The organism is Planctomycetia bacterium, from assembly GCA_015200345.1.
Lineage (GTDB): Bacteria > Planctomycetota > Phycisphaerae > UBA1845 > UTPLA1 > PLA3.
This window is the reverse complement of record CP054187.1, coordinates 2,810,779-2,825,522: the sequence shown is the minus strand read 5'-3', so window position 1 is coordinate 2,825,522 and position 14,744 is coordinate 2,810,779. Positions and strand designations below refer to the sequence as shown.

At 63.0% G+C, this 14,744-nt stretch carries 13 protein-coding genes; 4 read left to right on the top strand and 9 right to left on the bottom strand.

Annotation, left to right across the window (positions count from 1 at the left end):
- Nucleotides 1-289: 289 nt before the first annotated feature.
- Nucleotides 290-1,540: a sulfate adenylyltransferase gene (locus tag HRU71_11575; GenBank protein ID QOJ04082.1), complete on the bottom strand. Its 1,251-nt coding sequence runs from the start codon at nt 1,538-1,540 to the stop codon at nt 290-292.
- Between the two features lie 261 nt (nt 1,541-1,801).
- On the opposite strand from HRU71_11575, the gene HRU71_11570 reads away from it, so the two are divergent.
- From HRU71_11570 to dnaK, 4 genes are all read left to right on the top strand, one after another.
- Complete coding sequence (locus HRU71_11570; protein ID QOJ04081.1) at nt 1,802-2,932, top strand: hypothetical protein; 1,131 nt, start codon at nt 1,802-1,804, stop codon at nt 2,930-2,932.
- 92 nt (nt 2,933-3,024) lie between these two features.
- Nucleotides 3,025-4,140, top strand: a complete 1,116-nt coding sequence (gene aroB, locus HRU71_11565; GenBank protein ID QOJ04080.1) for a 3-dehydroquinate synthase — start codon at nt 3,025-3,027, stop codon at nt 4,138-4,140.
- Nucleotides 4,141-4,494: 354 nt separating this feature from the next.
- Nucleotides 4,495-5,136 carry a PEP-CTERM sorting domain-containing protein gene (locus HRU71_11560; protein QOJ04079.1) on the top strand — a complete coding sequence of 214 codons (642 nt, stop codon included), beginning with the start codon at nt 4,495-4,497 and terminating at the stop codon, nt 5,134-5,136.
- 603 nt (nt 5,137-5,739) lie between these two features.
- Entirely contained in the window at nt 5,740-7,671 is a 1,932-nt protein-coding gene (gene dnaK, locus HRU71_11555) for a molecular chaperone DnaK (protein QOJ04078.1), read from the top strand.
- Nucleotides 7,672-7,889: 218 nt separating this feature from the next.
- On the opposite strand, the gene HRU71_11550 is transcribed toward dnaK, so the two are convergent.
- The 8 genes from HRU71_11550 to HRU71_11515 form a co-directional block, all read right to left on the bottom strand.
- Nucleotides 7,890-8,507 (bottom strand): molybdenum cofactor guanylyltransferase, encoded by a 618-nt coding sequence (locus HRU71_11550; protein QOJ04077.1) that lies wholly within the window; start codon nt 8,505-8,507, stop codon nt 7,890-7,892.
- A gap of 30 nt (nt 8,508-8,537) precedes the next feature.
- The gene (locus tag HRU71_11545) at nt 8,538-9,620 is read right to left on the bottom strand and encodes a radical SAM protein (GenBank protein QOJ04076.1); all 1,083 of its coding nucleotides are present in this window, start codon (nt 9,618-9,620) and stop codon (nt 8,538-8,540) included.
- Between the two features lie 12 nt (nt 9,621-9,632).
- Complete coding sequence (locus HRU71_11540; GenBank protein ID QOJ04075.1) at nt 9,633-11,006, bottom strand: alginate export family protein; 1,374 nt, start codon at nt 11,004-11,006, stop codon at nt 9,633-9,635.
- Between the two features lie 228 nt (nt 11,007-11,234).
- Entirely contained in the window at nt 11,235-11,402 is a 168-nt protein-coding gene (locus tag HRU71_11535) for a hypothetical protein (protein ID QOJ04074.1), read from the bottom strand.
- The gene (locus HRU71_11530; protein ID QOJ04073.1) at nt 11,403-12,392 is read right to left on the bottom strand and encodes a hypothetical protein; all 990 of its coding nucleotides are present in this window, start codon (nt 12,390-12,392) and stop codon (nt 11,403-11,405) included.
- A 3-nt stretch (nt 12,393-12,395) separates the two neighbouring features.
- Nucleotides 12,396-13,166: a molecular chaperone TorD family protein gene (locus HRU71_11525; protein QOJ04072.1), complete on the bottom strand. Its 771-nt coding sequence runs from the start codon at nt 13,164-13,166 to the stop codon at nt 12,396-12,398.
- Nucleotides 13,132-14,409, bottom strand: coding sequence for a nitrate oxidoreductase subunit beta (locus tag HRU71_11520; protein ID QOJ04071.1), 1,278 nt, complete (start codon nt 14,407-14,409; stop codon nt 13,132-13,134). The genes HRU71_11525 and HRU71_11520 overlap by 35 nt, the downstream gene beginning before the upstream one ends.
- Nucleotides 14,410-14,418: 9 nt before the next feature.
- Nucleotides 14,419-14,742: a hypothetical protein gene (locus HRU71_11515; protein ID QOJ04070.1), complete on the bottom strand. Its 324-nt coding sequence runs from the start codon at nt 14,740-14,742 to the stop codon at nt 14,419-14,421.
- Nucleotides 14,743-14,744 lie beyond the last annotated feature (2 nt).

The following is a 14,744-nucleotide window of genomic DNA, read 5'->3' as shown; positions in this document are numbered from 1 at the left end:
AATGGCGAGCAGATGTGATACGAACTGGTTTCAAAACTCCTATCCCCTTTGGGGGGAGGAGAGGTTGGGTGAGGAGGAAAAGTAGTTCAACCGAAAGGATTCACCCTCACCCCGACCCTCTCCCTGAAAGGGAGAGGGGGTTTTGAAACAGCTTGACGGCTTGATGCGATGCGTTGTCTCCGCTGACATCGCGAGAACCGGCCGAAGCCAGATCGACACCAGCCGGAACTTTCAATTAGTCTATCAAATTAATTGTCGCGATTCAAGTTCTTAAAACACGGCAAGGACGCTACTTGCGCATCGATTCGATGAGGATCCTCGCGGTCTCGGGTCGCATGATGCGTGGATCGGGCAGCCGTCCGGCCTGGAGCTGCTCGCGAATCTCTCGCCCGCTGATGCTCACGGGTTTTTCATCGGCGTGATTCTCAACGAGATCGACTCGACCAATACTTTCGTAAAATGCCGCGAAGCCGACCTTCAGCGGCTTGATCGCGAGGTGCCCGCCGAGCGAATCGAAGATCCGCTGCGCCGCGAGGCCGTCCCAGATGTCCTTTCCGTCGTCGTAGGGGGCGTCTGCGTGTTTGCGACCGATGATGATGTCGGTGAAACCATAATTCTGGCGGTAGACGGCGTGCATGACGGCCTCTTTCGGTCCGCCGTAGAACATCTTGATGTCAAGTCCGAGCAGGATGACGCGGTCGTGCAGGGTGTAATTTTTTGTCTTCCAGAGCGCGGCGTCGCTGTCGCCCTGGCCCAGGGCGTTCTGGTCGATCAGCGCGCGATAGGTGCGCATGCGCGTGGCGGCGTCGACGTCGTCGCCCTTGGTCTCGCCGATCAGCGGGTTGAGCACCGCGCCCGCCGTGTCGCACTGGCGCACGAGCGTTTCCAGTCCGTAAACGAGCGCGTATTCGTGGGCGCGATGAAGCGGATTGCGCGTTTGAAAGGCGACGACGCGAGTCCAGCCCTTCTCGGCGAAGAGCGATCGCGTTTCGGCCGGGCGAAGCACGAACTGCCCGTACTCGGGGTGCTTCGGCTGCGGCAGGACCTCGATCTCGCCGCCGAGCAACATCGAGCGGTTGTCGCCCATGACCATGCGCCCGCCGGGGTGGTCGGTGCGCTCGGTCTGGTAGACGGCCTTGAGGTAACGGGGCTTGTCGTAGGGGAAAATATCGCCGATTGTCAAGATGGCGACGGCCGTGCCTCGGGAACTGACCAGCTGCACCTTCTGCCCGACCTTGAGCGATGCGGCGGTGTCGCTGTCGACCGGCAGGGAGATGGGAATGGTCCAGGCGTATTTATTGCCGCCGTGTTCGATCGCGCCTTCGTCGAGGCAGCGCTGCCATGCGTCGCGGCCCATCGGTCCGGTCAGCGGTGACAGCGCGCCGTCGCCGAAGCGGTAAACGCTGGAGAGATCCGCGTCATCGACGGGTACGGCCTTGAGCGTTGCGGCTTCGCGTTCGAAGTCCTTGATGCGATTCGCCGGAACGGTGCGGTCAACGGGTGCGGCGAGGCCGCCGTGAACGGGAACGAGGTCGGGCATGGTTGTATCTCACAGAGGGTTCACAAAATCGGAATGATACCGCCTGAAACGCCGGAACGCCAAAACGGGGAAACACCAAAACAGGTGGGCCGGCATGAACGGCACCGAAACGCGCCTGGCTTGCAAGCGCGCTCCAGCGTACCGTCAACGTGCTTGTTGCAACCACGCACACCGGCTTGACCCATTCTGCCGGGTTGCTAGGATTAATCGCACGTTCTCGCCTGATTCGCGGCTTTGAAGGTCCGCTGCCGACAAGTTTGTATGACCACCGCCAGCATTCACTCGCCTCTTTCCGGGACACCAGCGGCCGACGCGGCGAGCGATTCGCCTACGTCGCTCTGGCAGATTCGCACGGTGCGTTGCTGGTTGCGGTCGATTGCCTGGACGCTCGGCGCGATTGGCGTTTGCCTGATTTTTTATGCGATTGACAAGTGGTGGATTCCGTTTGACGGTGAGACGCGACCGACTGATTTTCGCATGTTCAAGAATCCGACGACCGTGCCGATGCGAATCATGGGCATTCCGCACTTTGTGATTGCCATTCTGTTTCTCGTGACGTCGCGGCGGATGAGTCAGTGGAAGAATCGGCTGGCGTTCATCGGGCTGTGCGGCGCGTCGGTGGGGTTGTGCCTGCTGTGGCGTCGCGTCGGGGGAAATCAGAACGCGTTCGCGGTGTTTTTGTTTTATTTCTACTTCCTGTTTCACGGGTTCCGCGACGATGCGTACTTCTATAAGACATATGGCGACATGCCGCCGGAAGCGGCGGCATCGCATGGTCGCGTGATGGGCGTGTTGCAGGGGCTGCTGCTGGGCCTGCTGGCGTCGCTCTTCTGGCCCGCGGCGACGCAGATTTCGCAGAAGCGCTACGAGATCGTCGATCCGATTCTCGCCAATTTCTTCCCCGCCGACTGGCCGTTTGTGATGCGATTGATGTCACTGTTTCTGCCGATGATGGCGGTGGCCCTGTACGTGCTGCATCGCATGGCGCGCCGCGTGCCCGGCGGCTGGACCGGCTTCTGGCGCGTGCATCGGCCGATCCTGGCGGTGTATCTGTTCTCGCTGGGCGTCGTGGTACTGGCACTCTTCGGCGGTTCGGGCGCGTTTGACATCTGGGTGCTGACGCATTTCGTCGCGTGGTATTTCTTCGCCCTGTTTCTGATCGATCGCTGCCCGCCCAAGTCGCCGCCGCAAGGGCTGTGGGCATGGCTGCGCACCACGCGCCCGGGCTTCATGACGCTGCACTTGGGCATGGCGGCGGTCGTCGCAGTGCTGATGGCGATTTCCGTTTACGGCTTTGGAAAGAGCGCCACGGTGCTGGATGTGGTGGTCGGCAAAGACAGCTTTTTCTACTGGACCATCGTGCACGTCACGTTGAGCTTCGTGCCGAGGTGAAATGACGAACCGGGTGCGTCCGCGGCGCACGACCGCGGGGGTTCGCTGATTCAATCATCCAGCACGTACCATCGGGCACCAGGTGCATTCGAATGACGGCGATTTCCCAAACGACGGTTGCCGTCCAACTGGGTGATCGGTCGTATTGCGTTCACATCGGCGCGGGGTTGCTCGATGAACTGGGCGCGCTCGTGCGATCTCGGTGCCCTGCCGCGCGGCAGGCAACGATCATCACCGATTCCGAGGTTGGTCCGCTCTACGCCGATCGCGCGCTGGCATCGCTCACCGGCGCGAGCATTGCGGCGACGCTGATGACCATTCCAGCAGGCGAGTCGTCCAAGTCGCTCGCGATCGCATCCGAGCTATACGACGCACTCGCCGAGGGGCGCCATGCACGCGATGAGCCGATCATCGCGCTGGGCGGCGGGGTCGTGGGCGACGTGGCGGGCTTCGTCGCGGCGACGTGGCTGCGCGGCGTGCCGTTCGTCCAATGCCCGACCACGGTTGAAGCCGACGTGGACGCGTCCGTCGGTGGTAAGACGGCTGTCAATCATTCGACGGGGAAGAACCTGATCGGCGCGTTTCACCAGCCGGAGGTCGTCTGCATCGATACGGCCTGCCTGGCCACGTTAAGCGAGCGGGACTATCGCGCGGGACTGGCTGAGTCGGTCAAGCATGCGATCATCGCGGACGAAGCGTTTCTTCATTGGCACGAGCAGCACGCCGCCGCGATTCTTTCGCGCGACGCCGCGACGCTTGTGCACTTGATCCGCCGCAACTGCGAAATCAAGGCCGCCGTCGTCGCATCGGACGAGCGCGAGACCTCCGGCACCGGCGTCGGCCGCGCGGCCCTGAACTTCGGACACACGATCGGCCATGCGCTGGAGGCCGAATCCGCATACGGGCTACGCCATGGCGAGGCCGTGGCACTGGGAATGACGGCCGCGATGGAGCTGGCGATGCGATTGGTGCGATTCCCCGGCGCGCAGCGTGAGCGCGTGGAAGCGCTGTTGACGGCGCTGGGATTACCGATTCGTCTCGATCGCCCGGTTGATCCCGGCGTAATACTCGCACGGCTTGCGTCGGATAAAAAATCTGCGGGCGGTTGCATACGATTCGTGTTGCCCTGCGGGATTGGTTCACTCGAATGGGTCGAGCCGTCGGAAACAGAGATCCGTACCGGTCTGGCGCGACTTATGGGCCGCTGATTCGGCGCATTCCATCAACATGGCCGATGGCGTGAGGCATCGGGAATCCCTCACACAGCCGGTAAATCTCCCGATTCACAAGGCGAAAGGGCCGACTGCTCCGCGCGCTGATCGAGCGCGCTGCCCCAGCTTCGCGCCGTCGCATACTCGGTGCGATCCCTGCAATCGTCACGGCTTCAGGCCCCGCAGGTTATTGAATCGCTCCTCGGCGTCTTATCGCTCGCACCCGCAGCTTCTCGGGATTTTTCATTCAAGGCCCGGGGCATGCTGAATCCGATGGGCGGTGCGACGCCGCTTTCGAGTCGTGGAGACGGCTCCTCGGTGTCCGAGACAGGTGAAAGGAGATAGGAAGCAATGGGCAAGTCATTCGTCGTAACGGTGGCCGGTATGGTTTCCACACTGGTTGCCACATCGATTCAGGCGTCGCCCGTGACCTTCAGCGGCATGGGGCTGAATCAGACTGTTGACTATAAGCTGTCAGGGGTCGACAAAACCAGCAAGGCCGGGCAGATCCTCATCAACTTCCAGAGCCAGAATCTGACGGCGTACTGCGTGGATCTGAACCACACCGTGAAGTCATCCTGGGATGCGACGCCGGCGTCACCGGACTTCATCAACGGCGGCCGCGCCGCGGCGTTTCTTTACGACACGTACGCGGCTTCGGTGGATTCCAGCCTCAAGGCGGCGGCGCTTCAGGTCGCCATCTGGGAAGTCGTGACGGATTTCGGCGGGACGCTCAACCTGCTCGCCGGCAACTTCAAGCTGCTGGATTCAGAGAACGTGCGCAATCTGGCGACCATCTACCTCGGCTCGCTGCCGGGCGACGTGGGCAACTATCAGTCGTCATCGTTCATCGTCAAGAGCGGCTCGGACCCGCGCAGCCAGCATCTGATCGTGCCCGAGCCGGCCACGCTGGGTGTCGTGATGGTGGCAACTGGGATGATGTTCGCTGATCGCCGCCGCCGCCGCGCAGCCACCGCGCGCGTGGCGTGTTGAACGCCTGGGCGATCACGCATCAACCGATTGACCCACAGCCTCGCCGCTGACGGGCGTAGAACAAAGCCAATCCCATCCATGCACCGCCGCCGGGGGAGCGAGCCACCGCCCTCCCGGCGGCCTTGTGGTAGGCCGCGTCCGCGCCTCACTCCGCCGGAATGTCCTTCGCGGCAAGTGCCACACGCTCGGCGTCCTCGCCGTTCAGGCGTTTGGACATGGGCCTCCTCCTGTTCATGGCGCCGTCGCGGCGCGGACCCGTGGAAGTTGAATGTCTTCATTCTCCCGCCGATTCTCTTCCCCGTCGAATGGCGTCTTGGTGCGGCGCAATCGACCGACCCGATCCCGCCATCGGCCACTGCGGCATGTCAGGATGGCAGTCCGCTCGGCACAAGTCCGAGCCAGATCAGTGCCGCTGGGTGCAGATTGCGCCATAAGTATCGCTCGGTGCTGGACTTGCAGAATGTTCCGGCCCGGCTGCCAATTTCAATGCCTTGGCATCCTCCTTGCTCTTGGGCGGTTTGGACTCTGCGCCGCCGGCCATGCCGCCGAGCGTCGCGAGTCAATGCGATTTAGGAATTCACAGGCTAAGGAGCGTGATTCGATATGGCCAAGATCATTGGAATCGACCTCGGCACCACCAATTCGGTCGTCGCCGTGATGGAAGCGGGTTCACCCAAAGTGCTGACCAATGCCATGGGCGCGCGGACGACGCCGTCGGTCGTTGCCTTCACCGACAAGGGCGAGCGGCTGGTCGGTCAGGTCGCCAAGCATCAGCAGGTGACCAATCCGAGCAATACCGTGTTCAGCATCAAGCGGTTCATGGGCCGGCGGCACAGCGAAGTCGGCTCGGAGGAGAAGCTCGTGCCCTACACCATCACCGGCGGCCCCGAGGAGCTGGTGAAGGTCAAGATTCGCGACAAGGAATACACCCCGCCGGAAATCTCCGCGATGATCCTTCAGGATCTGAAAAAGACGGCTGAAGATTATCTCGGCGAGAAGGTCACGGCGGCCGTCATCACCGTTCCGGCCTATTTCAACGATTCGCAGCGCAAGGCGACGCAGGAGGCGGGCATCATCGCCGGCTTCGACGTGAAGCGCGTGCTGCCCGAGCCGACGGCCGCGGCGCTGGCCTACGGCATGGACAAGAAGAAGGGCGGCAAGATCGCCGTGTTCGACCTGGGCGGTGGCACGTTTGATATTTCCATACTCGATGTCGGCGAGGGCGTGTTCGAGACGCTCTCGATCAACGGCGACACGCACCTGGGCGGTGACGACTACGACCAGGTGCTGATCGACTACGTTGCCGAGGAATTCCGCAAGCAGTACGGCATCGACTTGCGCAAGGATCCGATGGCGCACCAGCGGCTGAAGGAGGCTTGTGAGAAGGCCAAGTGCGAGCTGTCCAGCTCGATGGAAACAGCCATCAACCTGCCGTTCATCACCGCCGACGCGAGCGGTCCGAAACACCTGAACCTGACGCTGACGCGCAGCAAGTTTGAGCAATTGACCGAGCACTTGACCGAGCGGTGCCGACGGCCGGTGCTGAAGGCGCTCGAGGACGCGAAGCTGTCGGCGAGCGACATCGACGAATGTATTCTCGTTGGCGGGTCGACGCGCATCCCGGCGGTGCAGCGGCTGTGCAAAGAGATCTTCGGCAAAGAGCCGAACAAGAGCGTCAACCCCGACGAGGCCGTGGGCGTCGGCGCGGCCATCCAGGCCGGTATCATCGGCGGCGACGTGAAGGACATCCTCGTGCTGGATGTCACGCCGCTTTCACTCGGCGTCGAGACGCTGGGCGGCGTGATGACGGTGATGATCCCGCGGAACACGACCATCCCCACAAGCAAGAAGGAGGTCTATTCCACCGCCGCCGACAACCAGCCGGAGGTGACGATCCACGTGCTTCAGGGTGAGCGGCCGATGGCCAATGACAACCGCACGCTGGGCAAGTTCAACCTGACGGGCATTCCGCCGGCGCCACGTGGCGTGCCGCAGATCGAAGTCACGTTCGACATCGACGCCAACGGCATCCTGCACGTGTCGGCCAAGGACCTCGGCACCGGCAAGGAGAACAAAATTCGCATCGAGGGCTCGAGCGGCCTGTCGGAGGCCGAAGTCGAGCGCATGCGCAAGGAGGCCGAGAGCCATGCCGAGGACGACCGCCGGAAGCGCGAGCTGATCGACGCTCGAAATCAGGCGGACAATCTGATCTACCAGACCGAGAAGATGCTCAAGGAGCACGGCGAGAAAGTGCCGGCCGACGAGCGCGGCAAGGTCGAAAGCGCGATCAACAACCTGCGCGATCGGTTGAAGGGCGACGACGCCGGCGCGATCAAGAAGGCGTCCGAAGCCGTGATGACCGCCAGCCAGACGCTGGGCAAGATCATCTATGAGCAGGCGGCCAAGGCGGGTGGTGGCGGCGTCAGCGGTGGCGCACCGGGCGGCGACGGTGTGGGCAGCAAAACCGGTGGCGGATCATCGAGCGCGAAGAAGGATGACGATGTGATCGACGCGGAGTTTGAGGTGAAGAAGTAAGCAACGTCGGGTCGCATCATAATCGTTACAAGCTGTTTCAAAACCCCCTCTCCCTTTCAGGGAGAGGGTCGGGGTGAGGGTGAATCCTTTCGGTTGAATGACTTTTCCCCCTCACCCAACCTCTCCCCCAAGGGGGAGAGGAGTTTTGAAACCAGTTCTAACCAATAAGAAGCGTGACGCGCTGTTTGCACGGCGTGCATCACTCGGGAAATAACGGTTTACGAGCCTAAGAAGCGCTTCCAATCCGCGGGCGTGTTCACGTTGATCCAACACGGCGCGAGATGCGTCGGCACGGCGCATACGTCAGCACGCATGGCCGTGAGTGCGCCGCGGAGCGATGCGCCGCCGGATTGAACGTACGCGCGCAGCGGCGCGAGGGCAGCCGCGCGATATATCGCGGGAAACGGCTCGGGCGACTCGCCATCGAGCGGCCGTCCGACGGTCGCCGTTCGACGGGATTCGTGTTCGTTCAGCAGCCAATCAATCGCCTCGCGCGTCAATCCAGGCATATCACATGAGAGGCACAACCAGTCGGCCTGCGGGTCATGCGCGAGCGCGGCCAGGATCCCCGCGATCGGACCGGATGCCGTCGGATCATCCGAGAGGTTCATGACGGGCAGGAGGCATGCCGCGCGAATCGATTCGAGCGTCATGCCGTCGGGCATGCGCCCAGCCAGGAAAATCGCGCCGACAAACGGCTCGGCGAGCTGAATCGCGAGGTCGATCAATCGCTGACCGCCGTGAACAAGCGTCGCCTTGGGCCGGCCCATGCGCCGGCTCGCGCCGCCGATCAGGATGACGGCGTTGAGATTGGGCCGGCGGGGTTGGGCAGTCACACCGAGAATTTGATCGCCGCTTGGCATGGATCAGCCCCCCAGCGCGACCATGGCGGCGTATTGCTTCAACGGGCCGGTTGCACGTTTGCCGGCGACGGCATGAGCGATGCGGTCGTGGGCTTCGTCGGGAAGGAAGCCTGCCTCGCCCCAACAGGGAGCCAAATCGACGAAGTGGGAATCAAGCAGACAGGGGAAAAGTCTACCATCCGCCGTGATGCGGATGCGCCGGCACTGACCGCAAAACGATTCGGAGAGCGGCGCAATGATTCCGATTGTGCCGCGAAGCGCGCCGGTCCGAACGGCAAAGCGCATCGCCGTTTCGCCGGGGTGCCGCGGCAGCGGCGTCAGCTCAATGTGCTGTTGAAGAATGTCTTTGAACCGCCGAGCGGGGACAAAATGCTCGCGATTGAAGGATGCGGCGGGGCCGATGGGCATCGCCTCGAGCAGGCGAAGTTCCAGCCCGCGCTGAACGGCCCAGCTGACCATGCCGGGCAACTGGTGATCGTTGATACCCGCGAGAACGACTGCGTTGAGGCGCGGCGGCGGAAACCCGGCGGCAACGGCGGCATCGATTCCGTCCAACACCGGGGCGAGCCGGCCGCCGGTCAGGGTTCGATACGTCGCCGGTTCCATGCTGTCGAGCGAGATGTTGAGCCGATCCAGGCCCGCCCGTCGCAAGGCGACCGCCATCGACTTCAACCGCCCGCCGTTGGTTGTCATCGCAATGGCAAGGGCCGGGAAGGTGCTTCGGATTCGATCGATCAGCATGACAAGCGAGCGATGGAGCAGCGGCTCTCCGCCGGTCAGGCGCAGCCGAGTGAGGCCGTACGAGTCGTGCAGAAATCGGATGAGATCGAGGCGCTGGTCGTCCGACAGATCGCGCGGTCCATGGCGCGCGGCGGCCTGGGGTCGGCAATAGAGGCAATGAAGGTTGCAGGCCGAGGTGAGTGAGAGTCGCAAGTGATCGATGACGCGGGCGTGCCCGTCGATCAGAGGGCGGGGGCTCGCCCGATCCAGCGATGCGGGTGCGTCATCGCACCGAGTGCTCGCCGTCCGTCGCGCGAAGGCGTCCGTCGGAACGGGTTGCGAGATCGGCAGCGAGCGCGTCGTCATATAGGCACCGATTCAGAATCGAAACTCATACTGAAGGTAGAGGAAATCGGCATCGCGGCTTCGGCCGGACGAGTTGAGGAAGTTGTCGGGCCAGAGATGCGACCAGCCGAGCATGAGGGTCGAGTGCACGTCGACGTTCCAGGTGATGCGCAGATCGAGTTCGTCGCCGACGCTGTTGCCGGAGGAGCCGGAGACGTTTCTTCGGATGGGCGCGCCGCCGGCGTTGTACAGGGCGTCGAGGTTCGAGTCGAGCCAGAAGTGATACCAGATGAGCTGCACGTTGACATCTCGCCGCGGCTTGAATGAGAAATTGACGTTTGGCGCGATGATGTTCTGCCGCGCGACGAGGTCCATGTAGCCCAGCCAGGCGTGGCCGAGGGGGAAAAGCTGGTTGAAGGTTTCGTGGGCGTTGTCGCGCGGGGTGTCGTCGCCGGTGGCGTAGTCGAAGCCCAGACCGAGGCGCGGCGTCATGGCGGTCTGCTTGAAGGTGTAGCCGGCTTCACTTCCGACCATCCAGGCGTGCAATTCGTCGCCGTTCCAGACGCCCCATTGCCCGGCGCCTTCCACGTCGTAATCGAAGTTCCCGCTGACGCCGCCGAATCGGCTGCCGAGGGTATAGACCGACAGATCGCCGCGTTGCCCGTTGGCGTTGACCAGAACGCCGCGATCGTTCAGGCCGAGGAAATAGACATCCACGACATGATTCGGGATGCCTTTGAAAGTGGAGTAAATCCCGTAGAATTGCTGCTCCTCGCGCCAGTGGTCGGGCTTGCGATCGAGGCCTTCGTCGATGGGCGGATCCCAGGTTCCGCGGAAAGGATCGGGTCGAAAGACAATCGGCTTGGTCCAGAACGCATCCACATCGAGCTGGGCGCTCTGATACATGAGCTTGACGCCGTCAAATCGGCGGCGGCTGTTGGCCCAGTCCAGCGGGCTGATGAGCCGCTGCTTGCCGTAAAGCAATTCCTGTCGGCCGACCCGCAGGGTCAGCGGACCTTCCTCGCCGAGAAGACGGAGATCGGCGAAGAGCTGATGCAGGTCAAAATGGTTTTCGGAAAACGGGATGGCCGGCAGATCGCGGTCCTCGGTGCGCGCGTCAACGCCTTCGATGAACAGGCGAAAGCGTTTGCGGTACTTCAAGTCGGCGTGCAGGTAGTAGCGGTGGAGGAAGTAGGTATCCTGCGCGGGGTTGCGCGCGCCGAAGGAGCGATTGGTCTCGGCTTCGAGCCGCAGGCGCACATCGCCGCCGATGCGGAGCCGCCAGTCGTCGCCGAGATGAATGTTCTTGATGGGGTCGAAGACGTCTTTTTGATACGTGCCGTCGGGCCCGTCGAGGTAGGAGAAATCGTCATCGTAGCGCAGGGCCATGTAGCGTGGTCCGGGCAACGGAGCGCTCGGGGGGGCTGGCGCGGTCGTCGCCCTCTGCGCATCAGCGGGTTGCGTCGCCGGCGGATCAGCGAGCGCGCGAGCGCAGAGAACAAGACCCGGCAACGCCGCAGCAACGGATAATGCAAAGCGCGTCATGGATGTGGCATCTCATTGTTGTGTGACACAAGCGGCTCTCCCGCGCGACGGCAGACCGCCGACCCGGGCCGGACGGACGAAGGACATGCGTCACATCGGGATGCCAAGTCCCTCGGCGATGGCTTTGAAGAGCGGCGTGAGGACGCCACTGATGAACGCATTGAGGATGCCGCCGAAAAACCCCGCGAGGATCGTGCCGAACGAGTTGATAAGAACCGCGCCAAACTGATCGCCAAAGCTGTCCACAAACGGGGGCATTCATTCGCTCCTTCGATGGCCGGCTGTCGCAATCGACGAGCCGTCAGAAATTGATGTTTTCAGGCGGTGCCGCGCACCGGCCCGGTAGACTTCCGCACAACGGCTGCAGATCGGTTCATGCGGCGACCAGTCAGGAAAGTCGGCGCAGAGATCGGCATGCAGACACTTTAATTCCCTTGCGGAATACGTCCAATCGAAAGTCGGAAACCTGCAAAGCGGACACAAGGCCCCGGCCGGCGGACACCGGGCACTGCCTGACTCGACCATTGGTTCGCGTGAGGCGGTCAGCCCGGTCCGCGCGAGATCCATGAGCTGGGCATGAGTGGGAGGTGAGTCGGCCCATCGCTGCCACAAGTCGTCAAACGTGCCGGAGAGTGCGGCGGGTGAATCACGGAGTGCAAATGCATTTGCAAGCTCCCTGGCGCGGACCGAACGAACGGTGCCCGGCAGCACCCCGCGGCGTTCGAGGCGCGCGTCGATGCTGATGGCCCAGAGAATGGCGAAGCGATCGGTCATCAGCGCTTGGGCCGCAACGGTGTGGCCGACGGGTCGTTCGCCGGGATGATGTCCGAAAGCCGGATTGAGCAGGTCGTCCATTCGGAGCAATTCGTGTCCGGCCCAGTATGCAAAAGCGGGGCGATCGAGCAAGAGAGACGGGGCGATTGTGAGGACGATGGTGTAGCGATCCGGCGCGCCATAAAGCTCCGATGTCTGGGCGCGAGGGCCGGGCGCTTGTGCGACGACAAGTCGGCCGACCTGCTCGCGCACATGGGGGAATCCTCGCGCGAGGTCGACGATCAACTGATCCAGCCCAAGCTCGGTGAACCATCGCCGGTGCAACTCGGCGAAGGCGCGATCGCGCTGGTCGCCGGTGCGGTGTTCGTGGCATTGGGCGAACTGCCGCTCATAGTGGGGCCGCAGAATTTCGTCGCGTCGCGCAGCTTCGAAGACGATTCGCTCGACGAGGCCGGGTTGGAGGATCAGTTCCATGCTTCACGCTCTCGCTTCCATCGCCGCGGCGAGATTCGGACCCAGCTCCACCGCGCCGGGCGCGCCGCAGGAGATGGTCGTGTCTTCCTCGTCGGTGGGACGAAGTTCGAGCCAGGCCGGACCGATCGGTACATCGAAGTGAGCGCTCAATCGGCGAAGCAACGCATCGCCGAGGTCCGCGGCGTGCGAGAGAAACCCGCCTTCGTCCACCTTTTGCACACGCGCGAAGAAGGCGGGCATCCACGCGGCGGCGTGATCCGTCAGGAAACTCCGCAGCGCCTGGATGCAGCCAGTGCGGTCGGCTTCCCGCGTGGCCAGGGAGGCTTTCATGCAGAGCACGGCGATGAACTCCCATTGGGTGGCGGCGTGATCCGGTCGCTCGGCCACCGGACCGGCGGCCTCAAACCCGAACGCGCGATAGAAACCGGCCACGTCCGCCAACGTCTGGCTGGCCTGGAAGACTTCCGCCGAGCGATACTCCAGCTCATAGGGCGGGCACTCGCTGCGCACGGTGTGCCCGACCACGCGGTCGATGGCGCGCTCGGCATCGTCCGTCGAAGCGTTTCCATCGAACAGCCTGCGGATGCGATCGGCGGTGATTCCCGCGTTCCCGGCCGCCGCGAGCAATTCATTCCGCACGCCGGATCCTCCGCGCACGATGCGTGCGGCCGTCCGCGGCGAGCAAAAGGCGGCCGCGAGGAAGCGCGCCAGCTTGGCGACCGCGATCCAGTCCGGGGGGTCAGATCGAGTTGGCGTGGAGTTCGGGTCGGACATGGATCGGCTCCTCGACCTGGGTACGGAAGATCTCCCGGTTCTTGCGGTCGAATGCAATCACCGTGTCGTTGAACATTTCGAACTTCTTCCCGGCGACCGTGGTCTCCCATACTTTCGGTCCTTCTTTCAACTCGTAGCGGAAGATGATGCGATTGGAACGGCGGAAGAGTTGCAGCACGGCCAGAAGCTCGCGATCGGGCGCACGATAGCGCTCGACGGCCTGCTTCACACCGGGGCCGAACATCTGCTCGAGGTATTTCGTGGGGACCCAGCGCGGGGGGATGTAAAATCCATTCGGCTCGGTGCCGAACTGCGGGTAAAGCGGGAGTGCCACTTTGGCGACATGAACGAGGTAGTACAGCGGGTTGTGCCGGTCTTCGACCCAGGTGCTGTCTTCGTTCACCTTCACCAGGCCCTGCATGCGCACCTGGCCGATGCAGGCGGCCATGCAGCGGGTCTCCATGGGCACGCCGTCGGACTCGGGGTCGCTGCCTTCGACGCGAGGGTAACAGGCAATGCACTTCTCGCTGGTTCGCGTCGTACCGCGGTAGAGAGACTTCTTGTATGGGCAGGCCTCGACGCACTTGCGGTAGCCGCGGCATTCCTGTTGATCGATCAGCACGATGCCGTCCTCGGGCCGCTTGTAGATGGCGTTGCGCGGGCAGGCCGCCAGGCAGGCCGGGTAGCTACAGTGGTTGCACAACCTCGCGAGATAGAAGAACCACGCCTTGTGTTTCTTATCGCCGGTGGCGTCTTCTCCCCGGCCGAAGTCCATCGGCTTGTTGAGGCCGCCGGGCGGCGTGTCTTCGTGAATGTTCGGCGCGGTCCACTCTTCCTCGGTGGGCAGATAGCCGAGGACGAGGTTGGGCTGCCCGCCGCGGGCGACGACTTCGGGGGCTTCGAAGATGGTCTTGTGATGAAGCGCGCCGTAGGGCGTGCGCGGATCGGCGCCGGGTTGGCCCTCCCACGCCATGCCCTGGGGATTGGCCCGATCGAGTAAGTCAAGTGTCTTAACATCCCAGTGCTGCGGATAGCCGCCGTAGGGCTTGGTTTCGACGTTGGTCCACCACATGTGCTCCTGACCCTTGGAAAAGGTCCAGGTGCTCTTGCAGGCCATCGTGCAGGTCTGGCAGCCGATGCAGCGGTTGATGTTGATGACGAAGGCGAACTGCTCTTTGGGCGCGGCCTGCGGATACGGATAGCCCATCGGGCGACCGAGTTGCCAGTTGTAGACCTTGCTCATGATCGGCTCCTAGCGTTCCAGCACCGGCAGGCGTAGCGTGCCCTGCGGCTGTTGATCCACCTGAACGCGCCCGCCGCGCGGGCCGCGAACGACGGCCTGCTCGGCAATCATTTCTGATATCATCTCCGGCCCCAGTTGTTGCAGCGCCATGCTCGGACCGGCGAATTCACCGCGCTCGAACATCGATGCCACGGCCTGGGCGCTTAGCCCCAGCCGGAAATACTCTTCGATGTAACACGCGGCCATATCACGCACGGCCTCGGCATCGTCGGTCGGCAGCTCAATGCCATGGAGCGTCAGAGGATCCGCCGGGTCGGGGTCGTCGTAGGGCATGA